We start from the raw sequence: 24,256 nt of genomic DNA on the forward strand, positions 1-24,256 counted from the left end.
AGATGGTAATTCACGCGCCGCTGGACGACCGCACGAAGACGGCTTCGGCCGACACGGTGACCGTCTCGGCCATCACACCGAATTTGTTCCAGTCCAGGTCGAAGCGGGTTCGGTCGATGTCGCCGCGGCCGGTGATACGCACCGATCCGTCGTCGTGCTCGGTGACGGTCGCCGGCAGCGTCACCGGTTCGGTGACGCCCTTGATGGTGAACTCGGACTTCACTTCGGCGGCCTTTCCGGGCCCCGGGCTCAGGTCGGTGACAACGACCGCGATCGTCGGGAAGCGTTCGGCGTCGAAGAAGTCGGCGGACAGTAGGTGTTTGTCGCGGAGTCCGATGCCGGTGTGCAGCGACGCGACCTGGATGTCGATGCGGCCGTTGACCGCGCCGGTGCCGGTGAGTTCGCCGGCGCCGCTGAACTCGGTGAACTTGCCCTTGACCGGCACCAGCCCCCACATGTTCTTGATCTTGAAGCCGATGGTGGACTTCTCGGGCAGCAACGCCCAGGTGCCGACGGTGTCGGGGTCGGCGAGCAGTGTTTCCAGCGTCGTCATCTTGGATCCCGGTCCAGTAGCGGGGCGAGCTCTTCGGGGTCGAAGTACTCGTCGATTCGGTTGATAAGACCATCTGTGTCCAACTTGATCACGATGCAAACCCGCATCGCGATCGCCTGACCGGTGAGCCCGGTGGCGCGCAGGATGTGCTGCTGGACGAATCCGTTGTCGAAGACCTCCCGGTCCAGGATCTGGTAGGCGCGCTGCGTGGTGGCTGAGATGAACCAATTGATCACCCGTAGCGCCCGCGGCTTGTCGTCGACCAGCTCGGGGCGGCGGCCGGTGCGCCACACGGTGACGTCGTCGCTCCACATGTTCGCGACCGCGGCCTTGTCGCCCTCTTCGATCGCGCTGAACAGCCGGTCGGCCGTTTCCAGGACCGTCATGGTTGCTCCTTGTCGTATCCGGGGTGGGCGGCGGCCAGTCGGTGGCGTACCAGTGTGCGCAGGCAGGCGGTGACGTCCGCGTCGCGGCCGTCCAGTTCGCCGGCGCGGATGGCGGCGGCCAGCGCCGCCTCATCGGGGTATCCAAGGCGGTCCAGCGCTACCCGCACGTCCGAATCGTCCGGCTCACGCAGTTCTCTCTCGACCATGCGTAGCGCGTTGGCGGCCACCCGGGCGTGAAAGTTGACCTGGCCGGTGGTCGCCTCCCGTACGTCGGTCTCCAGGAATTCGGCGACGGCGGCGACGAGTTCGGCCGCGGTGGGCCGGCCGTGCAGGTTCACGATGGGACCTCCGCGAGCAGGTCGAGCAGGTCCCATTCGTTCTCGCATACCCGGCGTCCGATGGTGGCCAGCTCCACCGAGCGGGTCTGCCCGCTCAGGTGGCGCTCGGCCTGATACCGGCAGATGATTCCCCAGCGCAGCGTCGCCAGCACCAGCCACCAGTGAAACGCCGCCCGGTCGACCGTCGTCGCGCCGGCCTCCTCGTAGCTGCGCAGGAAAGTCTCGATGCTGCCCAGCCCGCCGGCGCCGCGGCCGGCGGGAGCGCCGAAGCGCCAGGCGCGCACGCAGAACCAGGCCAGGTCCTCGTAGGCCTCACCGAGGTGTACCAGTTCCCAGTCCAGTACCGCGGCCAGGTCGGATCCGTCGACGATCAGGTTGCCCATCCGGAAGTCGCCGTGCACCAACACCGTCGGGGTGGGCGGCGGCCGGTGGGCGTCCAACCAGCGAAACGCCCACTCGAAAGTGGCGGTGGTGTCGCCCATGTCGTCGAGCTGCCGTCGGGAATGCTCGATCGGATCTTCGCGGGTCAAACCGGGGATCGCGGGGTCGGCGCGGTGGATCGCCGCGATGGCCTGGGCGCACTGGCGCAGCAGCCGCTGCGGATCTTCGAGCGCTCGCTGGATGCGCCGGACGATCGTCTCGCCCTTGATCTCCTCGCAGATCAGGTACGGATTGCCAAGGGCGGCAACCGAATCGTCGGCGACCAGGACGTGCGGGACGGGCGCCCCCGCGGCTGCCGCGGCGGCCTGGACCCGGGCCTCCAGTTCCATGCCGGCGTGGATGTCGTCGGGCGGGCCGGTGCGCAGGATCAGCGCGCGCCGGTCGGTGTCGGTGACGGCATCGAAGGCCCAGGTGGTGCGGCTGGCCCCGCCGGTCAGCACCCGCAGGTTGTCGATTCTCACCTGGCGGCCCGTGACCTCGGTGAGCAAGGTGCTCAGGCTGTCGGCCAGCGTCACTTTTTGCCGAACTTGAACAGCCGCTGGGCAACCCGGCGAATCTGGATCTCTTCGGCGCCCTCGGTGATGCGGTAGCGGCGGTGGTGGCGGTAGATGTGTTCGAGTTGCTCGTGTCGGCTGTAGCCGATGCCGCCGAGCACCTGCATGGCCCGGTCGGCTGCGTCGCACACCAGTCGATTGGCACGGTAGTTTGCCATGGATACCTTGTCGGAGACCTCCATGTGGTGATTCTGGTCCAATTGTGTTGCGGCGTAATAGACCAGCAATCGCACCATCTGCGCCTCGGTCTGCAACTCGACCAGCGGCCACTGCACCGCCTGGTTCACCGCCAGCGGTTTACCGAACACGATGCGTTCGCCGGCGTAGGACACGGCACGGTCGATGCAGTACTGGGCTGCCCCCAGGCTGCTGGCCGCTTGGCGAATCCTGTTCTCGTGCAGGAAGGTCTGGCCAACCTCCAGACCGCGGTCCACCTCGCCGAGCACCGCGTCGCCGGGCACCCGGACGTCGTTCAGCTCGACTTCGGCGTGGTCGGTCGGCATGTTGAACGTCCACCAATAAAACGGGATGGTGAAGCCCGGGGTGTCACAGGGCACCAGGAACGCCGTGATGCCCCGGGCCTGGCCCGGCTCACCGGAGGTGCGGGCGAACACCAGGTCGTGGGTGGCGCGATGCACGCCGGTGTTGAAACGCTTGGCGCCGTTGATAACCCAACTGTCGCCGTCACGCACCGCGGTGGTCTCCAGCCAGGTGGCATCCGATCCGTGGTCGGGTTCGGTCAGGCCGAACGCCATCGATCGTTGGCCGGTGATCAGCGCCTCGGTCCATTCCTTTTTCTGGGCGTCGGTGCCGAACCGGTCCATCATGATGACCTGCGGGAAGTTGCCGACGATCGAGGACTCGTCCTGCAGGTCGTTGTGCAGCCCGAGTCCCTTGTGCGCCAGGTGTTCCCGGATGACCGCCATATCGATGTTGCTGCCGTCGCGGCCGCCGAACTGCGACGGCAGGCCGTAACGCAGCCAGCCCGCCTTGTCGGCGCGCCGGCGCATTTCACCGAGCAGGTCCTCCCACTCGCGGCGCGGGATACCACCGTTGTCCCAGTCGGTGCGGGCATTCTCCCGACGGTGGTCGAAGTACTGGATGTTCTCGCGTTCCAGCGGCTTGATCTCGGTCTCGATGAACTCGTCCATCTCGGCCAGCAGGCCCGGAAGATGTTCGGGCAGAGTGAAATCCACGTTGATTACTCCTTAGTTTCCGTACAGCGTCTTCTGCCAGATTCGGGACAGCAGGGCGATCGCGTCCTCGTCGGTGATGGTCACGCCCAGGCCTTTCTGGGGATCGGGCTTGCCGACGAATACGGTGGTGAAGTTCTCGAACAGCAGCGCGATGGCCGCGGCGGTGTGCTCCGGGTTGAGTTCGGTTGCGTGGCCCTGTTCTTGGGCGCGGCGGACCGAGGCGGCCACGATGTCCATACCAAAACGCCGGAATTCGTTCTGCACGTGCGCGAATCGTGGCTGGGTGGTGGCCAGCTGCGCGACGGCGATCATGATGCCGATGTTCTGCTTGAACATGCTCCAGTATCCGGTGACCACCGAGGTGAAGAACGCGTCGTCGGCCGGTGACTCGGGTAGGGGTACCGCCCACCCGGACGGTTCGACCACCTCGTGCAGAAACGATTCGGCCAGGCCGGCCAGCAGGTCTTCCTTATCGGTGAAATAACGGTAGAACACCGCCGGCGACTTGCCCGCGGCCGAGGTGATGTCGGCCAACGTGGTACCGTGAAAACCGCGTTCGGCGAACAGCTTTCGAGCGGCCAGCTCGATGGCTTGGCGGGTCTGCCGCCCTTTGGCGCTCAGCAGTTCTGCGGGCATCAGCTGCGGATCCGGTCTCCCGCGCGTAGCAGAGCGCTCGGTAGGTCGTGACCGACGGCTTCTTTCGCGACCCGCGCCGCGGCGATGGCGGCCTGCAGGTCGACGTCGACCGTGTAGCCGCTGTCGGTCAGCAGGTACACCAGATCCTCGGTGGCGATGTTGCCGGTGGCGCCGGGCGCGAACGGGCAACCGCCCAGCCCGCCGACCGACGCGTCCAGCCGGGTCACGCCGGCGGTGACCGCCGCGTAGGCGCTGGCCAGCCCGGAGCCGCGGGTGTTGTGGAAGTGTCCGCCCAACGGCAGGTCCCCGATGATCGGAAGTAGTTGCGAGATGAGCGAACTCACCCGGCCAGGGGTCGCGGTGCCGATGGTGTCGGCGATCGAGAACCGGTCCACGCCCTGGTCGCGGGCGGCGGTAGCGATGTCCAGTACCCGCTGCGGGGGAGTGGGGCCTTCGAACGGCGAGTCCCACGCGGTGGCGACGATGACCTCGACACTGACGTCGTTGCCGTGTGCGATGGCGACGATCTCACTGATCTGATCGGTTGCCTCGGTGCTGGTGCGGCCGACGTTCCTCATGCTGAACGTGTCGTCGGCGGCCACCACGTACTCGATCGACCTGAAGCCGGCGGCGATTGCGCGTTTCGCGCCGTTCGGGCTGGCAACCAGTGCGGAGAATTCGATGCCGGGGAAGTTGTACAGCTCGGCGGCCAGTTCGGCCGCGTCGGCCATCGACGGCACCTTGGTGGGGGAGACGAAGGCGGTGGCCTCGACTTCGCGCACCCCGGTTTTCGCCACCGCGGCGAGCAGTTCCAGCTTGGCCGACAACGGGATCGGCTGCTCGATCTGCAGTCCGTCGCGCAGCGCTACTTCGCGAATGTCGATGTGGGTCACAGCACCTCCCCGTTCTGCAGGGTCTCGAGCTCCGCATCGGTCTTGCCGAGCAGCCCGGTGTAGACGTCGGCGTTGTGCTGGCCGGGCCGGGCCGGGCCGGCGGTGCGCACCCGGCCGGGGGACTCGGAGAGCACCGGAACGATCCCGGGCCCCAGCACGTCGCGTCCGATCCGCTCGTCGTGGTGCGGCACCAGCATGCCGCGGGCCTGCAGCTGCGGGTCGTTGACCACCTCGGCGACGGTGTTGATCGGTCCCGCGATCACGCCTGCGGCAGAGAGGGTTTCGATGATGTCATCGGGTTGGCGCTGCGCGGCCCAGGCTCCGATGATGGCGTCCAGCTCGTCCTGGTTGCGGCCGCGGGCGGTGTGGGTGGCGAATCGCTCGTCGGTGGCGAGCTCCGGGCGGTCCATCGCCTTGCACAGCCGAGCGAACACGGTGTCCTGATTGGCTGCGATCACCACCCAGGATCCGTCGGCGCTGCGGTAGATGTTGGACGGCGCAATGCCCTCCAGCCGGGTGCCCGACGGGCCACGCACCACGCCGCCGACGTCGTAATCCGGAATGGTGGATTCCTGCACAGCCAAACAGGATTCGGTGAGCGCGACGTCGACCACCTGGCCTTTGCCGGTGACACTGCGCCGGTACAGCGCGGCCAGCGCGCCCTGCGCGCCGAACATACCTGCCAGGGTGTCGCCGAGCGACAGCGCCAGGCGCGGCGGCGGGCCGCCGGGAAAGCCGTTGAGGTGCCGCAGTCCGCTGGCCGCCTCGGCCACCGAGGCGTAGCCGGCCTTGTGCGCGTCGGGCCCGGTCTGCCCGTACCCGGACACCCGGACCAGGATGATGCCCGGATTGCGTTCGGACAACACCTCGTAGCCCAGGTTCCACTTTTCCAGCGTGCCCGGACGGAAGTTCTCCACCACGATGTCGGATTTCTCGACGAGTTCGAGGAACAGTTGGCGGCCTTGCGGTTTGCGTAGGTCGAGGGTGACGGCGCGTTTGTTGCGGGCGTGCACGGTCCAGAAGACATGGTGCCCGTCGACCTCGGCCTGGCCCCAGGTGCGCAGCGGGTCCGGGGCACCCGGCGGTTCGATCTTGATGACGTCGGCGCCCATGTCGCCCAGCAGGCGGCCGACCATGGGACCGGCGATCAGGGTGCCCAGTTCGAGCACTCTGATGCCGTCCAGGGCTCCGGTCATTCAGGCCCCGCGAAGTCGTGGCGTTGGAGCCAGTCGGTCACGATGTCGACGGCCTCGCGCAGCTTGTCGCGCTGGTCGGGGCCGGCGTAATAGTGGGTGGCGCCGTGGATTTCGTGCATCTCCTTATCCGGGTGCCCGATCGCCTCGAAGAGCCGCCGGGTGTGGCTGGGTGTGCATGCATCGTCGCCCAGGTTACCGATGACCAGGGCGGGGATCGCAAGGTCCTTGCCGCACGCCACGCCGTCGCCGCGGGCTTCGTCGTAACTCCACTGGGAGAGCCAGCCGCGCAGCGTGGAGTAGCGGGCCAGCCCGACCGGGCTCATGTTCACCACCTGCGGGTCGCCCAGGTAGCAGGTTCCCGGTTTGCGCTCGTTGGGATCGACCGTCGGGTCCAGCCAGCGTGGGTCGGCCATGGTGCCGTGCACGACGAAACAGAACTCGTCGTCGGGGCGCCCAGCGGCCTTCAGCTCGTCCAGCTTCTGGTGCACCCAGGCCGTGATGCGCCGGTTGCGGTCGATCTGGGCCTGCCGGTAACGCGCCAGGAACTCCTCGGTGTAAGGCGGCTGGTTGGGGTTGTCTGGGTTGTAGAGGTCGAGCTCGGGATCGCGTTTGGTGGGGTCGGATTCGTCGAGGATGGACGCGTCCAGCCATTCGGTCAGGGTGCCGTGCCGGGCGATGTGTGCGGCCAGCAGCATGATGCCGTCGGCGGCCGGCAGCTCCAGCTGGGTCAGGTCAGGGCCGTCGCCGGACGGGCTGGAGGTGATGGTCGCGTGCTGTGCCTGCTGTTGGTAGAACACCGACAGCGAGCCGCCGCCGCTCCAACCGGCCAGCACCACCTTCCGATAGCCGAGGCGGTTCTTGGCGTCCTTGATGCATTCGCCGAGGTCCTCGACCACCTTCTCCATCAGCAGCGCGGAGTCGGTGCCGCGAAACCGGCTGTTGCAGTAGATGACGTGGTGGCCGGCGCGGGCCAGCGCGTTGATCATCGGCAGGTAGGCGCCGCCGCCGATCGGGTGCATGAACACCAGCACGGTGTCGCTGGGCCGGTCCTTGGGCTTGAGCAGAAAGCTCTCCAGCACGGTGATCTCGGCGAGGCCGCCGTAGACGTCGCGGACGCCCGAATTGTTGGCGAAGGCAACGAGATAGGGGATGCGGTCGTAGTCGTGCTTAACGGGGGCGTGTTTCATCGACGCCACTCCTCCTCATCACTTCGTTCTGCATCGTCGATGGCGGGGTTCACTGACGCCACTCCTCCTCATCACTTCGTTCTGCATCGTCGATGGCGTGGTTCATGTTCAGTGTTGTCCTAGGTCGTTGGCCAGTATCTCGGGGGAGGGCGTGAGTCGTCGGCGGGTGTCGATGGCGATCACCTGCCAGTCGACCCGGGTGTAATCGTCGAACTTGCGTCGGGCTCGTTCCCGGGCCTTCTCCGGCGCGCCGTGATGAACCCCTTGCGGCGCATGGGAAATGAGGCCGGGAGGCATCGGGATGCCGTAGAGCGAGCCGCCGTGGAAGAACGCGATCTCGTCGTAGTCGACGTTGCGGTGATACCACGGTGTGCGTTCGGTACCGGGCACGGTTTCGGCGGGCTTGGGCAGGAAGTTCATCACGTAGACGCCGGTCGCCTGCATGAACAGGTGCACGGTCGGGGGCAGGTGCACGCTGTCGGAGGTGACGACGTTGTAGTCGTCGATGTTGAACGTGAACGCGAAATTGTCGCCGCGCCAGCCTTCGACGTCGAGCGGATTGTGTTGGTAATAAAGCGTTGTCGGTCCACCTTCATGGATCAGGCGGACCTCGTACTGGTCGCGGCCGTCGTCGTCGATGGGGGCGGGGTCGGGGATGACGGCCTGCGACGGGTCGAACGGGAAGTGCCGGCCCAGCGTGCCGGGTGGGGGCGCCCGGAACTCGTCGGTGGCCTCGATCATCAGCAAAGTTGTTTCGCTATCTGGGATTTGGCGCCAGGTACAGGCCTTCGGGATGTACACCCAGTCGCCCGGCCGGTAGCGCAGCGGCCCGAACTCGGTCTCCAACAGCCCGGAGCCGTTGTGTACGAAGCACAACAGGTCGCCGTCGACGTGCCGGGCGTAGAACGGCATCTCCTCATGGCGGCGGCTGAGCAGCACCCGGCAGTCGGCGTTACTGAACATCAGCAGCGGACCGCCGTTGGGATCGGTGGCATCGCTCGGCTTGAGCTGGTCGGCCAGGACGTCGGTCGGGCGCAGTGGGCCGACCGCATGGTAGGCGGTGGGGTCGTTGCGGCGGTACATGTTGGCGGTGCGCCCGGTGAAACCGCCGCGGCCCAGTTCGTCGTCTTTGAGGCCGTCGAGATCGGCGTGGACGCGCCGCGGTGTCTTGCCTTTGCGCAGGTGGATGAAGGATTCCATGGAGGCTCCGTTTAGTGGTCGACCAAAACTGAAAGTGACATTACTTTTTGTTTTGGGCTGAGGCAAGAGTGCGATCGCCCATCGCGGGGGAGCCGGTCGCGCCCCAATCAGCCTCGCGTTGACGCGGCCAGGCCGGGTCAGCGCACCCGCAGTACGACTTTCCCCTTGGCGGTGCGGTTCTCCAGCGACGCCACCGCGGCCGCGGCCTCCTCCAACGGAAAGACCTCCGGCTCCGGCGGTGCCAGCTTGCCCGAGGCGAACAACTGCTCGAGGGCGGCCCACTGTGCCTCGAGCGTGCCCGGGTGCCGGCCGGCCCACGCGCCCCAGCCCACGCCGACCACGTCAATGTTGTTGAGCAGCAACCGGTTTACCTTCACCGTCGGGATATCGCCGCCGGTGAATCCGATGACCAGCAGCCGCCCGGCCGGGGCCAGCGAGCGCAGCGAATCGGTGAACCGGTCACCGCCCACAGGATCGACCACGATGTCGACGCCCTGGCCGTTGGTCAGCTCTTTGACCGCGTCCTTGAACCCGTCGGCCAGCACCACGTCGGTCGCCCCTGCCGCGGAAGCGATCTCACCCTTCTCCTCGGAACTGACCACCGCGATCACCCGGGATGCCCCCAGCGCCGGCGCCAGCCGCAGCGCTGAGGTGCCGATCCCGCCGGCGGCGCCGTGCACCAGCACCGTCTCGCCCTGGGCCAGCCGGCCGCGGACGGCCAGCGCGAAGTACACCGTCAGGTCGTTGAACAGCACGCCCGCGCCGGACTCGAAGCTGACATTGTCCGGCAGTTTGAACACCCGGTCGGGGGCCAGCACCGCGACCTCGGCCATCGCTCCGGTCAGCATGGTCAAGCCCAGAACCCGGTCGCCGGGCTTGACGTGTGCACCGTCGGGCGCCGAGCGCACCACCCCGGCGAGTTCGGCGCCGAGCACGAACGGCGGGTCCGGCCGGTACTGGTAGAGGCCGCGGGTCAGCAGCGCGTCGGGGAAGGCCACCCCGGCCGCGTGGACGTCGACCACCACACCGTCGCCGGTGGGTTCGTCGACGTCTGTCACCTCGATGGCGTCCGGACCGTCCAGTCGTGTCACCCGTGCTGCGCGCATGCCGATCACCCTACTTCCGGCTCAGGACCCGCCCGCAACCCTGGTCGCGGCTGTGATCAGCCGGGGTCGCCGTTGTCGCCCGCCTTACCGGGGCTGCCGAATGCGCCGTTGCTACCGCTGACGCCGTTGGGCAAGCCACCTGCGCCGAAACTGCCACCAATGCCCGATCCGCCCGGCCCTCCGCCGGCGCCGGCGCTACCGCCGATGACGCTGCCGTGGCCACCGTCACCACCGTCGCCGCCGTCCCCACCCGTGCCGCCGGTACCGCCGGTACCTCCGGTGCCACCGTTATTTCCGGAGGAGCCGGCGACGCCGGCATCACCACCGATGCCTCCGGATCCCCCGGACTGACCTACGGCGCCCGTGCCGCCATTGCCGCCGACCCCGACCGTGGCGGTACCGCCCGCGCCGCCGCCCCCGCCGGTGCCTCCATGGCCACCTGCGCCGCCGGTACCGCCCGCGCCGCCGTCGTGACCAAGACCCCCGGCCTGCCCTCGGCCGCCGGCGCCGGCGGTACCGCTGGCACCGGCCGCGCCGCCGTCTCCGCCGTCTCCGCCGATGCCGTTTGCGGTGGTGCCGCCGGCCCCGCCGCTGCCGCCGCCACCACCCGCGCCGGCCGCGCCGCCGGTGCCGCCGTTGCCGCCGTCGCCACCCGCAGCTTTGCCGCCATCGCCCCGCGACCGCCAGTGCCGCCCTGACCGGCCATCCCGCCGGCGCCGCCGGTGCCCCCGTTGCCGTTCGCTGCCTGGCCCCCGAGCCCGCCGTTGCCGCCCGCGCCGCCGGTCCCACCCGCGCCGCCGGCCCCGCCGTCCATGCCGGGGGTGGACCCGCTAGCGCCGGCCAAGCCGTTGCCGCCATTACCGCCGCGGGCTCCGCTGCCGCCGGCGCCGCCATCGCCGCCGTTGCCGGAAATCAAGCCACCCGCGCCTCCGGCACCGCCGGCACCGCCAGCCCCACCGGATTGACCGGCGCGGTCGACGGTATTGCCTCCGTCGATACCAACCAGACCGTTGCCACCCGTTCCACCTTTACCGCCATTGCCGATGGATCCGCCGTTGCCGCCGGCCCCGCCAGCGCCACCGTTGGCGCCGGCGGCGCCCGACGCGGACCCAGCGCCACCGTTGCCGCCGTTGCCGACCGGACCGACGGGCAGGTTGCCGCTGCCACCGTTATCGCCTGCCTGAGCGCCCAGGCCGCCGGCGGCGCCGCCAGCGCCACCGCCCCCGCCATTGCCCGGATTACCGCCGTTGCCGCCCGCACCGCCGTTGATGTGCAGGGAGTCACCCGCCGCGCCGTTGCCGCCGTCGCCGGGCACCCCGCCGTTACCGCCGGTGCCACCGTGACCTCCGTTGCCGGCGGCTCCTGCCGCACCGAGCGCACCGCCCCCTCCGCCGGCTCCGCCCGCGCCGCCAGCGCCGCCAAGGCCGCCGTCACCGCCTGACCCACCGGAGTGGCCCGCCCCGGCATTCACGCCCACCGCGCCTGGCGCGCCGGTGATGCCGGCTCCGCCGGTGCCGCCGAGTCCACCGGAGCCGCCTACTCCGCCGGCGCCACCATCGCCGATAAGCGTCCCACCGCGACCTCCGACGCCGCCGACGCCGCCGCTGCCGCCGTTCCCGCCTGTCCCGCCAGAATCGCCCGCGAGCAATCCGTCGGCCCCCACACCCCGTGGCCCCCACGCCCCCTGTTCCACCGGCCCCGCCGTTCCCGAGCAAGTACGCCTGACCCCCGGTGCCGCCGACGCCGCCGGCACCGCCGGCGATGGTCGCGGCGCCGCCGACGCCGCCGACGCCGCCGTTACCCATCAGCAAGCCGCCGGTACCGCCCGCACCACCCGCGCCGCCGGCGAAGCCGACGCCGCCGGTGCCGCCGTTTCCGATCAATCCGGCGCTGCCGCCGCTACCACCGGTCGCTCCGACACCGCTGGTAGGCGAGTAGCCGGTGCCGCCGTCGCCGAAGAGGAACCCGCCGGCGCCGCCGGTCGGGCTTGCCGCCGTACCGGCGGCACCGTTACCGATCAGCGCCCGCCCGAACAACAAGTTCGTGGGCGCATTGATAATCGGGTCGAGTGCCTGCCCGATCGGGCTATTGATCCAGGCCTGGCCGGCTGAGTGGATCGGACCGTAGACGAAAGTCTGGAAGCCACTCGAGATCGGCGCCCCGAGGCTGGCCAGCTCACCGGCGGCGCTGCCGATCAGCGGCGTCGCCAGCAACGCTTGCACGGAGGCGGCGCTCGCCGCCTCCGCACTCCCATACGATGCGGCCGCCGCGGTCAAGGTTCGCACAAACTGCTGGTGAAAAGCAGCTGCCTGGGCGGACGCGCCTTGATATGCGTGGCCGTGCGCTCCGAAAAGCGCTGCAATGGCCGCCGACACCTCGTCGGCGGCCGCCGCGGCTACCGTCGTCGTCGGCAGGAGTGCAGCGAGATTGCCTTCCTGCAGGGTCGCGGCGATCTGCGCTAAATCTGCCACTGCCGTGTCTAATAATTGCGGTCCTACCAGCACAAATGACATCAAGACTCCATCCCCCGACAGACATCGTTTGTTCGCAATTGTTAGGTCGGGCCGACCGGCCAAAGAAGTGCCGAAAGTCCCAAGAGTGGAGGTTCGGCTGGGCGGATTCGTGGCGAGCGCAAGAAATTACCTGGTGGGCATCGCCGCTAGTGTCGACCTATGGATCGCTTTCCACTCGGTCAGTTTTCAGTCGCCCGCGTCGGCTTCGGGGCGATGCAACTCCCGGGTCCGGGGGTGTTCGGGCCGCCGCGCGACCGCGACGAGGCGCTGGCGGTGCTGCGCCGGGCCGTCGAACTCGGTGTCGACCACATCGACACCGCCCAGTTCTACGGCCCGAAAGTGGCCAACGAGCTGATCCGGGAGGCGCTGCATCCCTATCCGGAAAACCTGGCCCTGGTCAGCAAGGTGGGCGGACGTCGCGATGACGCCGGCGCGTGGCTGCCGTTGTCCGACCCGGCCGAGCTGCGCCGCGACCTGGAAGCTAACCTACGCACCCTCGGCGTCGACCAACTTGCGGCGGTCAATCTGCGACTTTTCGAAAGCGAAGGACCCGACCGGCTTTTCGATGAGCAGCTCTCGGTCCTGATCGCCGCCCGCGACGAAGGTCTGATCGGCGGCATCGGGCTCAGCGAAATCACCCGCGACCACCTGCTGCACGCACTTGAGCGCACCGAAATCGTCTGTGTGCAAAACGTTTTCAACCTCGTGCACCGGGTCTCCAAGCCGGTGCTGGACGAATGCTCAGCTCGGGGAATAGCTTTCGTGCCGTTCTTCCCGCTCGGCTCGGCGTTCAGCGGACCCAACAATCCGGTGCTCAACAACGAGCTGGTGCGCAGCGCCGCGCAGCGGTTGGGACATACCCCGGCTCAGATCGCGCTGGCGTGGACGCTGAGCGTGGCTCCCAACGTGTTGCTGATCCCGGGCACGTCGTCGGTGCGCCACCTGGAAGAGAACCTGGCCGTCGCCGACATCGAACTCGACGACGAGCTGCGCGCCCAGCTCGACTCCGTCGCCGGCTGATGCTGGTCCGGTCGGCGACAGTGGCCGACGCCGCGGCGTGCGTCGAGGTCTATCGGCCATACGTGCTGGACACCGTGATCTCCTTCGAGACCGACGTGCCCACCGTCGAGACCATGGCGGCGCGAATCGAGGCCGCCTTGGCGCGCTACGAATGGCTGGTGCTGGAGATCGACGGCACGGTCGCGGGTTATGCCTATGCGAGCCAATTCCATTCGCGCGACGCCTACCGGTGGGCGGTCGAGACCAGCGTCTACCTGGCGCAGCACCGGGCTCGCGCCGGCGGCGGACGGATGCTCTACACCGAACTACTCGGCCGACTAGCCGCGCGCGGCTTCCGGCGGGCATTCGCCTGCATCGCTCACCCGCACCCGGCCAGCTACGCGTTCCACGAGGCTTTCGGCTTCGAGCCGGTGGGGCACTTCCGCCGGGTCGGATGGAAACACGGTGCCTGGCACGACGTGCAATGGTGGCAGCGCGACCTGCTCGCCGACGAGACCGACCCGCCCACCGAGATCAGAGCTTCGCCGAGCGTGCAATGACGGCGGAAATCGCGAGAAATCGTCCCTCAGTTGACATTTGGTGATAGCGGGTGGTGTCAGCGCGCGTTGATCAGCTTGGTCACGCCGCGCATCACCGAACGGCTCACCGCACGCCGGATCCGCTGACCGACCGGTGCCGGCGTTGCCGGCTGCGGTGGGCCCAGCCGGGGGAACAGTGCGAGCGCATTCGTCCGCTCGATCGCCGTGCGGGTTTGCGGATCGATGCCCGGGTAGGTTTCCAGGCCCGCGGCGAACAGCTTGCCGACCGCAACCGGGGCGAATGGCCAGTCGGATCCGAAGGTGAGGTGTCCCGGCTTGGCGAAGGCCAACAGGCTGGGCAGCGCGGCGGCGCTGGACGACAACGCGGTGTCGAAGTAGAAGCCGGCGAAGTCGTCCAAGGCGTCGGCCGGACTGCGGCCGGTATCGCCGGTGATCGCGATCGCCATCCGGTGGGCGGAGTAGGGCACGAAACCGCCGGCATGGCTCAGGATGAACTTGATATTCGGGTAACGCTGTCGTATCCCGTTGCGCACCAACAAATATGCGGCGCGGGTGGTGTCGAGCAAGAAGTCGACGGCAAACGGCACCACGCCTGGCACCTGCGGTCCGGGCAGGTCGGCGGGATGGATGAAGACCACCGCCGAACGCGCGTCCAGGGCGGCGAACAACTCGTCCTGCCCCTCCTGGCCCAGGTACTGCCCGGCGTTATTGGCAAGCAGCACCACCCCGTCGGCGCGCAACGTGTCCAACGCGCGCACCGCCTCTGCCGAAGCCGCCTCGACGTTTGGCATCGCGACGGTGGCGAAGAAGCCGAAACGTGGTTCGGCGGCCACGAGTTCGGCGCCGTAGTCGTTCAGGTCGCGGGCCAGTGCGACGGCATCAGCGGGTTTGGACAGAAACGTGGTGCCGGGGGTGGACACCGACAGGATGGCAGTGGCGACGTCGAGTTCGGCCATCGTCTGCAGTGACCCCTCGGGGCTCCAGTCCGGCATGGCTCGCCCGCCTGCGGCCTCGATCCCTGCCTTCCGCAATGCGTCGCGGTAGAAGTCGGGAACCATGTGGTGGTGCGTGTCGATCCGGGGCATGCCGCTCCTCAAGCCTGTAGTGTAGTGATCACTACGGTAACTATAGGTGCCGGCGCGGGATCAAGGGGAGGTGGCATGACCGACAAGAGTGCGGCGTCCGAGCAGAAGGCCGAGCGGGCGCGCAAACGCCGCGCCGACGGTGAGCTGTCCCGCACCCGGATCCTGGATGCGGCCACCGAAATCGCAGCCGAACGCGGCTACGAAGGCACCAGCATCGGTCTGGTGAGCAAGAAGTGCGGGTTGCCGGCGAGCTCGATCTACTGGCACTTCAAGGATAAAGACGACCTGATCGCGGCCGTCATCGAGCGCAGTTTCGGCGCGTGGCTGTCCGCCTGGCAGCTCCCCGACGAAGGCAGCCTCGAAGAACGGACCATCGGACTCGCCACGCAAGCCGCCAAGGCGTTCCTGGAGGCACCGGACTTCATCCGGCTCGGGTTGATGCTGGCCCTGGAACGCCGGCCCATCGAACCGCGCGCCCGCACGATGTTCCTTCAGGTTCGCGCCCAGGCGTTCCAGCAGATGGTGCGCAACTTCACCGAGTACGCCGGCGGACTCACCGCCGCCCAGATCCACCATTTGGCGACGTACGCGGTGGCGGGTGCCGACGGACTCTTCATCGCCAGCGAGATCGGCGGTGATGCGGTCGACATGATCGCCCTGTTCGAGATGCACGGGCGCGCCATCTATGGACTGGCCCGCAGCATGCTCGACGGGACTACTTGAGCTCGGCCGACGACAGGCCCAGCAGGCGCCGGGCGACCACCAGTTGCTGGATCTGCTGGGTTCCCTCGAAGATGTCCAGGATCTTGGAGTCGCGTCCCCACTTCTCCAGCAGCATCTGCTCCGAATAGCCTGTGGTGCCGGCCAATTCGACCGACTTCAAGGTGACGTCGGTAGCCATCCGGCCGGCCTTGGCCTTACTCATCGACGCCTCTTTGGAGTTCGGGATGCTGTTGTCGGCCTGCCATGCCGCGCGCAGCGCCAACAAATAGCTGGCCTCCCAGTCCGACTCCATTCGCAGGAACTCCGCGGCGGCCGCGCTCTGGGCGTGCGACGGCCGGTCGTAGTCGATCTCCACTCCGGCCTCAGTGAGAATCCGGCGGATCTCTTCCAGGGCGGCGCGCCCGATCCCCACGGCCATGGCCGCGACGATCGGCCGGGTGTTGTCGAAGGTCTCCATCACCCCGGAAAAGCCCTTGCCTTCTTGGATTTCCGGGTCGCCGAGAATGTTGTCCTTGGGAATGCGGACGTTGTCGAAGCGGATCACCGCGGTGTCGGAGCCCTTGATGCCCAGCTTGTGCTCGAGGCGCTCCACGGTGACACCGGGATGCTCGCGCGGCACGATGAACGACTTGATCGCCGCCCGGCCCTTGGACTTGTCCAGCGTCGCCCACACCACGATGTGGGTGGCGCGCGAACCGGCCGTGACGAAGATCTTCTCGCCGTTGATCACGTACTCGTCGCCGTCGAGGGTCGCGGTCGTCGACACCGCCGCCGAGTCCGAGCCGAAACCTGGTTCGGTGATTGCCATTGCGGCCCATACCTTGCCGAGGCGCTCCAGTTGCTCGTCGGTCGCGACCGCGGAGATGGCCGCATTGCCCAGCCCCTGATAGGGGATGGACAGCATCATCGCCACGTCGCCCCAGCTGGCTTCCATGGTCTGTACCAGCGCGGCCATGTTGGCGCCGTTGTGGTTGTCCTCCTTGGTCGCCGCCCCGCGGAGTTCGTCGGCGCCGGCGAAGCTGAACGACTCCGAGGCCCCCTCGAAGAGGGCGATCAGGGTGTCGAGTTCGACCGGGTAGGCGTGTTCCTTCAGGTCGTACTTGCGGGCGATCGGGCGCACCATCTCGGCGATACCCTGATGCGTCTTGGTGATCACCGCTTGCAACTTGCCCGGAAGCTCCAGATTGATTGCCATGATTGATCTTTCGCTCGAAGAAGTATGTTCTCTAGCCGACCCGTCAGCTGACCACTCAGATGACTACGACGCCCTCGGCGACGCCGATGGCCCGCAGGTCGCGGTACCAGCGTTCGACCGGGTGCTCTTTGGTGTAGCCGTGGCCACCGAGCAACTGCACGCCGTCCAGGCCGATCTGCATGCCCTTGTCGGTGCCGAATCGCTTGGCGAGCGCGGCTTCCCGGGCGAACGGCAGACCCTGCTCGGCACGGGAGGCACCGCGCCAGGTGATCAGGCGCAGCCCGTCCAGCTCGATGGCGATGTTGGCGCACATGAACGCGACGGCTTGACGACGGGCGATCGGCTCGCCGAACGCCTCGCGCTCCTTGACATAGGGGATGACGTAGTCGAGCACCGCGTGCGAGGTACCCACTGCCAGGGCGGCCCACCCCAATCGGGCCAGGGCGATGGCCTCGGAGTAGTCCTCGTCGCACGCCTGGTCCTCGCCGAGACGGGCGCTGCGCGGCACCGTGACGCCGGACAGCTCAACCTGGCCCAGCGCCGCGGCGCGGATACCCATGCTCGGGTCGGACTTGACGGACAGGCCTGTGGCGGACGACTCGACGACGAACAGCGCCGGCTTGCCGTTGAGCTGCGCGCCGATCACGAAGAGTTCGGCCTCGGCCGCGGCGGGCACCAGTGATTTCACACCGTCGAGGCGATAGCCGGACGGGGTGCGCACCGCGGTGGTCCGCAACCGGGTGGGGTCGAACAGCGGATGCGGTTCGGCGATCGCCACGCATGCCTGCGGCACATTCTCGCCGGCAAACTCCTTCAGGTAGGTGGCCTGCTGGTCGGCGCTGCCCCAGTGCGTCAGCGCGGCAGCCACACCGCCGGGGGCCAGGATCGGCAGCGCCTGACCCATGTCGCCGTACGCCAACGCCTCGGCCACCAGCGCGTTGGTCACCGTGGAGCGGTGCTCGGCGATGCCGTCGAAGTCCTCGGGGATGTTGATCGCGGTGATGCCCAACTCGGCGGCCTTGGCGAGCAGGCCGTCCGGGTAGTGGGTGGCCTCGTCGGCGTCGTGCGCGGCCGGACGCAGGATCTCGGCGGCGAATTCTTCGACGGTCTCGACGATCATCTTCTGGTCGTCGTCCGGTGTGAGGTCGAAGTAGTTCTTGCCGCTGGACTTCAGCCGGGTCGGCGCGCCACGCAGGTTCTGCACTCGCTTGAACTGCCGGGTGGCGGCAGTGGTGGTGGAAAACATCTGCTTGGCGCCGTACCGCAGGGTGCGGTTCAGCGGGGCGCGCAGGTGGTGCTTGTCCAGGAATTCCTGGCCGACGACGGGGGTCAGCAACGCCAGCGCGACGTCGATTCCGGTGCGCTTGTGGGGCTTCATCCCGATCGTCGTCTGGTCCTCACCACGCTTTTTGGCGCGGGAACGGGAAGCGGAAGCGGGAAGTGTCTCGGTCATATCGGCAGCCTCTGTCGGTGGGGCGATGCGTACCACCCTATCTTACTGCGGAGTAAGATAGTTAGGGCGGTGTTAGCTAACTCACATCGTCGCGCAGGCGGTTCAGCACCCGCCCGTGCAGCGGGCCGTTGGTGGCAACGGCGCTGCCGCCATGTGGCCCCGGCGTGCCATCGAGGCTGGTGAAACGGCCACCGGCCTCGCGCACCAACACGTCGAGTGCGGCCAGGTCCCATACCGACACTTCCGGTTCGGCGGCGATGTCCACCGCGCCTTCGGCCAGTAGGCAATAAGACAGGAAGTCGCCGTAGCCGCGCACCCGCCACACCGCGTCGGTCAGTTCGATGAACCGGTCGCGCAATCCGAGTTGCGCCCACCCCGACAGGCTGGAGAACGACAGGCTGGCCGAATCCAGTTCAGCCACCGCCGAAACGGACACTCGGCGCGGCTGGGCATCGTCGACCGCGGCGTAGGCGCCGGCGCCTTGCGCGGCCCACCACCGGCGCCGCAACGCCGGCGCGCTCACCACACCGACAATCGGCACGCCGTCCTGCAACAGCGCGATCAAGCTGGCCCACACCGGTACCCCGCGCACGAAGTTCTTGGTGCCGTCGATCGGGTCGATGATCCACTGCCGTCCGGTGAATGCGGGGGTGCCGCCGAACTCCTCGCCGAGCACGTCGTCACCGGGCCGGCCGACCGCGATGGCACCGCGCAGCTCGGATTCCACGTCGCGGTCGGCGTCGGTGACCGGAGTCAGGTCAGGTTTGGTCTCGACCCGCAGGTCCAGTGCGCCGAAGCGGGCCCGGGTCAACTCGTCGGCCCGGTCGGCGAGCTCCAGTGCGAACTCGAGATCATCGTTGCGGCCCATGCCAGCAGTCCTACCATGGCCTGATGTGGGAATTCATGATGCTGCTCCTGCTGGTAGGGGTGTTGGTGCTGCTGCTGGCACCGCGCTTCCGGCGGCCCGGCCCGCGCGGGGCGCGCGCCGGCGGCACGTTGCTGGTGACCGGCGTCAGCCCCCGACCGGACGCCGTCGGTGAGCAGTTCGTGACCATCGCCGGGGTCATCAACGGGCCCACCGTCAACGAACACCCCGTGCACCGGCAGCTGGCCGTCGACGTCGCCCAATGGCCGGTGGTCGGACAGCAATTCCCCGTCGTCTACTCACCGAACAACCCGGACAACTGGAATTTCGCCCCCGCGGAGCCGCCGCCCGGACAAGACCAGGACTACCCGTGGTGATTCACCTTGTCGATCGCGTCCCGCAGCACGTCGGGGTTGCGCAGGAACGGCGTGATGATGTCGACCGGCAGCGGGAAGACCACCGTCGAGTTCTGGTCGGCTCCCAGCTCCAAAAGTGTTTGCAGATAACGCAGTTGCAATGATGCCGGGCTCTTCGAGAGCGTCTCGGCGGCTTCGCGCAGTTCCTCGGATGCCTGTAGTTCACCGCGCGCGTTGATCACCTTCGCGCGCCGCTCCCGCTCGGCTTCGGCTTCGCGCGCCATGGCGCGCTGCATCGACTCGGGGATCTCGACGTCCTTGATCTCGACCACCCGCACCTGCACACCCCACGGCTCGGTCATCTTCTCGATGATGGTGCGCAGGTCGCTGTTGAGGTCCTCGCGATGGGCCAGCAAGGTGTCCAGGTCGACGCGGCCCAGCAGCGACCGCAACGTGGTCTGGGCGATCTGCGAGGTGGCCACCGCGTAGTTCTCCACCGCCAGAATGGCTTTCAGTGGATCGGTCACCGCGAACATGACGACGGCATTCACCCGGGCGGGCACGTTGTCGCGGGTGATCACCTCCTGGGGCGGGATGGTCAGCGTCACCAGCCGCTGGTCGACCCGAATCATCCTGTCCACCAAGGGAATCAGCAGCCGCAAACCGGGCTGGTACAGCGGGCGCACATGGCCCATCCGGAACACCACCCCGCGCTCGTACTCGCGCAGCACCGCCAACGAGACCATGGCGAGCCCCGCCAAGATCACCACGACGACGGCGAGGGCCCCCATCGCCACACCCGTCATGCCTTGTCCTCCTTGCCTTCCCAGCCGCCCCAGCGGGTGGAGTACCGGTCGACCGCGGCCGCCACCTGGTCCTCGATGGCGGTGCGGTGCGGCAGATAGTCGGGCGCGTTGGCCGGGGTGTGCCACAGATGGCGAGCCAACGGCAGGCCCAGCAGCCCGACCACCAGGATGGTACCCGCCAGCACCAGCACGTCGGCGACGGAGTGGTCGGCGAACAACATCGCCGACGGCAGCACGATGCCGAATGCGGCTACAGCGCAGGCGATTCCACGGTGAAAGCGACCCGCCTCCGAATGCGGCCACGGGTCGATCTCCCGGCTGATCTCGCGGCCGTGATCGGAGGTGGTGCAGGTGGACTTGACCGGGCAGCTGTTACACACCACCGGCAGCGCCCGGTACCGCATCACCCGGTGCTTGGGGTCGAACGAACTCGGCCACAGCCAGTGATCCTGCGGGCACACCCAGGCGTCGTGATCCGGGCGGTACCTGAATTGCCCGGTGCGCCACGCCGCCGCACGCGCCGAAGCGTGTCGGGCCATCGCGTCGAAGCACCAACCGATGCCCAACAGCACCAGCGCGTAACCGGCTGTCAGCCAAACCGTGGTCGCCGGTGCGGCCATAACTCAGGCCTTCGCCGCCGGTTGCGCTTGCACCTCGGTGTACAGCGGGTGCTCGGGCAACTCGTCGACGGTGGTGCCGGAGCGGAAGTTACGCAACGCCGTCCACGCGATCCAGACGAACGGCAACACCCCACCGACGATCAGGATGACATCGCCCGGCATTCGCAGCCATTCCAGCACCGCGTTGCCCGGCTTGGTGATGTAACCCAGCGCCCGCGCCTCGTAGTAGCCGTCGCCGACGGAGTGGTAGAGCTGCATCACGCCGAGCGGCAGCAAGGTCACGAACACCATCCAGGCCAGCCCGATGTTCATGCACCAGAACGAGATTCGGGCCAGCTTCTCCGGCCACTTGTCGGCCGGGATGACATAGCGGAATGCGAACATCGCCAGTCCGACGGCGAGCATGCCGTACACGCCCATCATGGCCGCGTGCCCGTGATTGGCCGTCAGCGCCGTGCCGATCTGGTAGTAGGACACCACCGGCAGGTTGATCAGGAACCCGAAGATGCCCGCCCCCAGGAAGTTCCAGAATCCGACCGCCACCAGGAACATCACCGCCCAGCGGTGCGGGAAGGGGTTGGCGTCACCGCTCTGCTGGCGCGCACCGAGCTGCAGGAACGCCCACGCCTCGACCGTCAGGAACGTCAGCGGAATCACTTCAGCCGCGGAGAAGAACGCGCCGAGTGCCATGTGTTCCACCGGAGTTCCGGAGAAGTACAGATGGTGCATGGTCCCGATCACGCCACCAGCCGAGTACAGGATCACATCCAGGAAGATCACGCCCAGCGCGATACGTTCACGCACCACGCCGAGCAACACGAACATGTAGGCCACCATCACGGTGGTGAACAACTCGAGGAAATCCTCGACCCACAGGTGCACCACCCAGAACCGCCAGAAGTCGGCGACGGTGTAATGGGTGTCGCTGGTGGCGAGCAGTCCGACCGCGTAGAACATCGGGATCGCCAGGCCGGAGAAGAAGAACAGCCAGGGCATGTTCATCTTCGACTCGCCCTTGAGCCTGGCCCGCATGCCGCGCCAGATGATCGCGATCCAGATGAACAGGCCGGCCACCAGCAGGATCTGCCACAGCCGCGGCAGGTCGAGGTACTCCCACTGCTGCGACAACAGGCCACCCTCGGGGATCACCCCGTAGATGGACAGCGCTTCACAGGTCAGTGAGCCGAACACCACCAGCGCGACCGCGCCCAACAGGATGTAGGCCAGCAGCCCTTGGCGTTTGGGCTCCCGGCGCGCGATGAACGGCACCAGGAAGATCCCGCCGGCCAGGAATGCGGCCGCCGTCCAGAACAGCGCCAGCTGCAGATGCCAGGTGCGGGCCAGGTTGTAGGGCAGGACGCGGGCCAGGTCGAGCCCGAAGAACGTGGACAGGTCGGCCCGATAATGCTCGGCCGCCGCGCCCAGCAGCGTCTGCGCCAGAAACAGCACGGATACCACCGCGAAGAACCAGATGCAGGCGCGTTGCGCCCGGGTCAACGGCACCTCGCCGGGCTGGCGGAACGACAGCGTCGAGGTCTCGGCACCGTGCCAGCCGACCTTCTGGCTCCAGCGGCCGTAGACGGCGAACATGACCCCGATGCCGCCCAGCAGCGCGATCAGCGACAGCGCCGACCACACGATCACCGCTGCGGTCGGCCCATTGTCCACGCGCTGCTCGGCCGGCCAGTTGTTGGTGTAGGAGTACTTATGGCCGGGCCGTTCGGCCGCCGCGGCCCAGGCGGTCCACGCGAAGAATGCCGTCAACTGCCGGATCTGGGTTTTGTCGGTGATCAGCTGCGGCAACAACCCGTACTTGGTGGAGTTCTCGCCGAAATATGCCGCATAGTGACCCTGGATGCGCTCGAATGCGGCCGTTTGCTTATCGGTGAAGACCAGCGTCTTGGTATCGGGGTTGTAGCGGTTGGTGCGGAACTCGGCGACCACCCGTTCGTGCGGGTTGGCGACACCCTCGGCGCGGAACTGGCCGGTGACGTCGTCGGTGGCCAGCCGCAGATATTCGGCGGTGTAATCGGGTCCCAGGTAGGCGCCGTGGCCCAGCACCGACCCGTACTGCATCAGGCCACGGGCCTGGTACAACTCCTGCCCCCTGGTGATGTCCTCGCTGGTGAACAACACCTGCCCCGATGCACTGACCACCTTGTCCGGCATCGGCATTGCTGCGGTGTAGGTCCGGTAGGCCAGGATTCCCATCACCAGGAAGCCGAAGATCATCACCAGCGCGACGCCCTGAATCCACCCTTTCCCAACCAGCGGTTGAGCCGAGGGATGACCGGAACCGGGCGACGAAGAAACCTCTTGAACAGCCATTCACAGGACTCCTGTCTAGGCGATTTTCTGGGCGATGGGCTGATCGCCGGGACGTCGGTGCGGGATTTTCACAGCGCGTCCGGTGAATATCCAATTCGTATCCGGCGTCCCTCGCAAGAGGAGATTCGCCGGTTTCAAGGACCAATGGCACTGGACGGGTGACCAACGCCCCTGGGACCCGCAGGTCGACCGCAATAACGTTCGAATTGAGCACGGATGGAAGGGAGACGGCGATGAGGAACCTCAAGCCAGGACCGGCCGTCGTCGTCGGTGTCGACGGATCCAGGGCGGCAGTACACGCCGCCGTCTGGGCGGTCGACGAGGCGGCCAGCCGCGACATCCCGTTGCGATTGGTCTGCGTCGTCGATCCGATGCAACCGGCCGGGTCCAGCGTTCTCGACGTGCGGCAGGCGGCCGCGCGTTCGGCCCTCTACGACGCGTACCGGGCGGTCGAGGCCACCGGCACACCGGTCAAGGTCGAAACCGAGATCCTGTGGGGCAAGCCGCTGAACAAGCTGATGGCCGAATCACGCTCGGCGACGATGATCTGCGTCGGCTCGATGGGCATCAACCATGCCCGGTGCGGCAAGGGTTCGGTTGCCGGCGCGCTGGCCGGTGCGGCGCTGTGCCCGGTGGCGGTCATCCACCGCGCGGCCGATGCTGCAGCCCCCCAGATCAAGCGGGTGGTCGCCGAAGTGGACAATGGTGCGGTGTTGCGACACGCGTTCGAGGAGGCGCGGCTACGCGGCGTTCCGCTGCGCGCCATCTCGGTGTGCCCCTCCCACGAGGTCGACACCGGCGACGGAAGCCCGTCGGCTCGGGCGCAACTGGATCGGCGGCTGGCCCGCTGGACCCGGCTCTACCCCGACGTGCGGGTCGAGTCGAAGATCGTCCGGGGACACGCCACCCGTTACATGGCCGAGCAGTCTGAACCGGGCCAGCTGTTCGTCACCGATACGCACGCCGCGCAGGTGTGCAGCGTTTACAACGCGGGTTCATCGGTATTGACTGTGCGGTGCGGGAACTTGTAACGCACCCGGTGAGGGGGACCCAAAAGGAGTGTTGGC

General features: G+C 67.7%; 23 protein-coding genes and 1 pseudogene. 5 read left to right on the top strand and 19 right to left on the bottom strand.

All coding sequences use genetic code 11. The features are described 5' to 3' along the window. Positions 1 to 10 precede the first annotated feature (10 nt). From MKCMC460_RS08695 to MKCMC460_RS31705, 12 genes and pseudogenes are all read right to left on the bottom strand, one after another. Positions 11 to 553: a YceI family protein gene (locus tag MKCMC460_RS08695; RefSeq protein WP_236981520.1), complete on the bottom strand. Its 543-nt coding sequence runs from the start codon at positions 551 to 553 to the stop codon at positions 11 to 13. Next, the gene (locus MKCMC460_RS08700; protein WP_236981521.1) at positions 550 to 939 is read right to left on the bottom strand and encodes a nuclear transport factor 2 family protein; all 390 of its coding nucleotides are present in this window, start codon (positions 937 to 939) and stop codon (positions 550 to 552) included. Before MKCMC460_RS08700 ends, MKCMC460_RS08695 begins: the two co-directional genes overlap by 4 nt. Further along, complete coding sequence (locus MKCMC460_RS08705) at positions 936 to 1,280, bottom strand: DUF6285 domain-containing protein (RefSeq protein WP_236983894.1); 345 nt, start codon at positions 1,278 to 1,280, stop codon at positions 936 to 938. The genes MKCMC460_RS08700 and MKCMC460_RS08705 overlap by 4 nt, the downstream gene beginning before the upstream one ends. After that, the gene (locus MKCMC460_RS08710; RefSeq protein WP_370653152.1) at positions 1,274 to 2,215 is read right to left on the bottom strand and encodes a phosphotransferase family protein; all 942 of its coding nucleotides are present in this window, start codon (positions 2,213 to 2,215) and stop codon (positions 1,274 to 1,276) included. The genes MKCMC460_RS08705 and MKCMC460_RS08710 overlap by 7 nt, the downstream gene beginning before the upstream one ends. Before the next feature lie 14 nt (positions 2,216 to 2,229). Further along, positions 2,230 to 3,468: an acyl-CoA dehydrogenase family protein gene (locus MKCMC460_RS08715; RefSeq protein ID WP_236981523.1), complete on the bottom strand. Its 1,239-nt coding sequence runs from the start codon at positions 3,466 to 3,468 to the stop codon at positions 2,230 to 2,232. A 12-nt stretch (positions 3,469 to 3,480) separates the two neighbouring features. Further along, a complete protein-coding gene (locus MKCMC460_RS08720; RefSeq protein ID WP_236981524.1) occupies positions 3,481 to 4,104 on the bottom strand; it encodes a TetR/AcrR family transcriptional regulator in 624 nt (207 codons plus the stop codon). Beyond that, the gene (locus MKCMC460_RS08725) at positions 4,104 to 4,988 is read right to left on the bottom strand and encodes a hydroxymethylglutaryl-CoA lyase (protein ID WP_236983896.1); all 885 of its coding nucleotides are present in this window, start codon (positions 4,986 to 4,988) and stop codon (positions 4,104 to 4,106) included. Before MKCMC460_RS08725 ends, MKCMC460_RS08720 begins: the two co-directional genes overlap by 1 nt. 5 nt (positions 4,989 to 4,993) lie before the next feature. Continuing rightward, positions 4,994 to 6,193 (bottom strand): CaiB/BaiF CoA-transferase family protein, encoded by a 1,200-nt coding sequence (locus tag MKCMC460_RS08730; RefSeq protein WP_236981525.1) that lies wholly within the window; start codon positions 6,191 to 6,193, stop codon positions 4,994 to 4,996. Continuing rightward, positions 6,190 to 7,380: an alpha/beta fold hydrolase gene (locus tag MKCMC460_RS08735; protein WP_236981526.1), complete on the bottom strand. Its 1,191-nt coding sequence runs from the start codon at positions 7,378 to 7,380 to the stop codon at positions 6,190 to 6,192. The genes MKCMC460_RS08730 and MKCMC460_RS08735 overlap by 4 nt, the downstream gene beginning before the upstream one ends. A gap of 108 nt (positions 7,381 to 7,488) precedes the next feature. Then, positions 7,489 to 8,580: a homogentisate 1,2-dioxygenase gene (locus MKCMC460_RS08740; RefSeq protein ID WP_236981527.1), complete on the bottom strand. Its 1,092-nt coding sequence runs from the start codon at positions 8,578 to 8,580 to the stop codon at positions 7,489 to 7,491. Positions 8,581 to 8,717: 137 nt separating this feature from the next. Further along, on the bottom strand, positions 8,718 to 9,686 hold the full coding sequence (locus MKCMC460_RS08745; protein WP_236981528.1) for an NADPH:quinone oxidoreductase family protein: 969 nt from the start codon (positions 9,684 to 9,686) through the stop codon (positions 8,718 to 8,720). A gap of 56 nt (positions 9,687 to 9,742) precedes the next feature. Beyond that, positions 9,743 to 12,199 (bottom strand): annotated as a pseudogene (locus MKCMC460_RS31705) (PE family protein). A gap of 159 nt (positions 12,200 to 12,358) precedes the next feature. On the opposite strand from MKCMC460_RS31705, the gene MKCMC460_RS08760 reads away from it, so the two are divergent. Beyond that, entirely contained in the window at positions 12,359 to 13,219 is an 861-nt protein-coding gene (locus tag MKCMC460_RS08760) for an oxidoreductase (protein ID WP_236981529.1), read from the top strand. Then, entirely contained in the window at positions 13,219 to 13,758 is a 540-nt protein-coding gene (locus tag MKCMC460_RS08765) for a GNAT family N-acetyltransferase (protein WP_236981530.1), read from the top strand. The genes MKCMC460_RS08760 and MKCMC460_RS08765 overlap by 1 nt, the downstream gene beginning before the upstream one ends. A gap of 56 nt (positions 13,759 to 13,814) precedes the next feature. Here the strand turns inward: MKCMC460_RS08765 and MKCMC460_RS08770 are convergent, their stop codons facing one another. After that, entirely contained in the window at positions 13,815 to 14,843 is a 1,029-nt protein-coding gene (locus MKCMC460_RS08770; RefSeq protein ID WP_236981531.1) for an amidohydrolase family protein, read from the bottom strand. Positions 14,844 to 14,918: 75 nt separating this feature from the next. Here MKCMC460_RS08770 and MKCMC460_RS08775 point away from each other — a divergent pair, with 75 nt between their 5' ends. Then, positions 14,919 to 15,566, top strand: coding sequence for a TetR/AcrR family transcriptional regulator (locus MKCMC460_RS08775; RefSeq protein WP_236981532.1), 648 nt, complete (start codon positions 14,919 to 14,921; stop codon positions 15,564 to 15,566). On the opposite strand, the gene MKCMC460_RS08780 is transcribed toward MKCMC460_RS08775, so the two are convergent. From MKCMC460_RS08780 to hisN, 3 genes are all read right to left on the bottom strand, one after another. Beyond that, positions 15,559 to 16,761 (bottom strand): acyl-CoA dehydrogenase family protein, encoded by a 1,203-nt coding sequence (locus MKCMC460_RS08780; protein WP_238305560.1) that lies wholly within the window; start codon positions 16,759 to 16,761, stop codon positions 15,559 to 15,561. The genes MKCMC460_RS08775 and MKCMC460_RS08780 overlap by 8 nt on opposite strands. Positions 16,762 to 16,816: 55 nt before the next feature. Then, the gene (locus MKCMC460_RS08785) at positions 16,817 to 18,214 is read right to left on the bottom strand and encodes an acyl-CoA dehydrogenase family protein (RefSeq protein ID WP_236981533.1); all 1,398 of its coding nucleotides are present in this window, start codon (positions 18,212 to 18,214) and stop codon (positions 16,817 to 16,819) included. A 76-nt stretch (positions 18,215 to 18,290) separates the two neighbouring features. Next, positions 18,291 to 19,082: a histidinol-phosphatase gene (gene hisN, locus MKCMC460_RS08790; RefSeq protein WP_236981534.1), complete on the bottom strand. Its 792-nt coding sequence runs from the start codon at positions 19,080 to 19,082 to the stop codon at positions 18,291 to 18,293. Between the two features lie 23 nt (positions 19,083 to 19,105). Here hisN and MKCMC460_RS08795 point away from each other — a divergent pair, with 23 nt between their 5' ends. Next, entirely contained in the window at positions 19,106 to 19,456 is a 351-nt protein-coding gene (locus tag MKCMC460_RS08795) for a hypothetical protein (protein WP_236981535.1), read from the top strand. Here MKCMC460_RS08795 and MKCMC460_RS08800 read toward each other — a convergent pair. Genes MKCMC460_RS08800 through MKCMC460_RS08810 form a run of 3 tightly spaced genes read right to left on the bottom strand, consistent with a single transcriptional unit; the run spans position 19,444 to position 23,189 of the window. Beyond that, positions 19,444 to 20,241 (bottom strand): slipin family protein, encoded by a 798-nt coding sequence (locus MKCMC460_RS08800; RefSeq protein ID WP_370653094.1) that lies wholly within the window; start codon positions 20,239 to 20,241, stop codon positions 19,444 to 19,446. The two genes, MKCMC460_RS08795 and MKCMC460_RS08800, sit on opposite strands and share 13 nt — an antisense overlap. After that, positions 20,238 to 20,861, bottom strand: coding sequence for a hypothetical protein (locus MKCMC460_RS08805; RefSeq protein ID WP_236981536.1), 624 nt, complete (start codon positions 20,859 to 20,861; stop codon positions 20,238 to 20,240). Before MKCMC460_RS08805 ends, MKCMC460_RS08800 begins: the two co-directional genes overlap by 4 nt. Positions 20,862 to 20,864: 3 nt before the next feature. Next, positions 20,865 to 23,189 carry a nitric-oxide reductase large subunit gene (locus MKCMC460_RS08810; RefSeq protein WP_238305561.1) on the bottom strand — a complete coding sequence of 775 codons (2,325 nt, stop codon included), beginning with the start codon at positions 23,187 to 23,189 and terminating at the stop codon, positions 20,865 to 20,867. Between the two features lie 233 nt (positions 23,190 to 23,422). On the opposite strand from MKCMC460_RS08810, the gene MKCMC460_RS08815 reads away from it, so the two are divergent. Beyond that, a complete protein-coding gene (locus MKCMC460_RS08815) occupies positions 23,423 to 24,220 on the top strand; it encodes a universal stress protein (RefSeq protein WP_236981537.1) in 798 nt (265 codons plus the stop codon). Positions 24,221 to 24,256 lie beyond the last annotated feature (36 nt).

The sequence above is a fragment of the Mycobacterium sp. 20KCMC460 genome, from assembly GCF_022179425.1.
In the GTDB taxonomy this organism is placed as follows: Bacteria; Actinomycetota; Actinomycetes; order Mycobacteriales; family Mycobacteriaceae; genus Mycobacterium; species Mycobacterium kiyosense.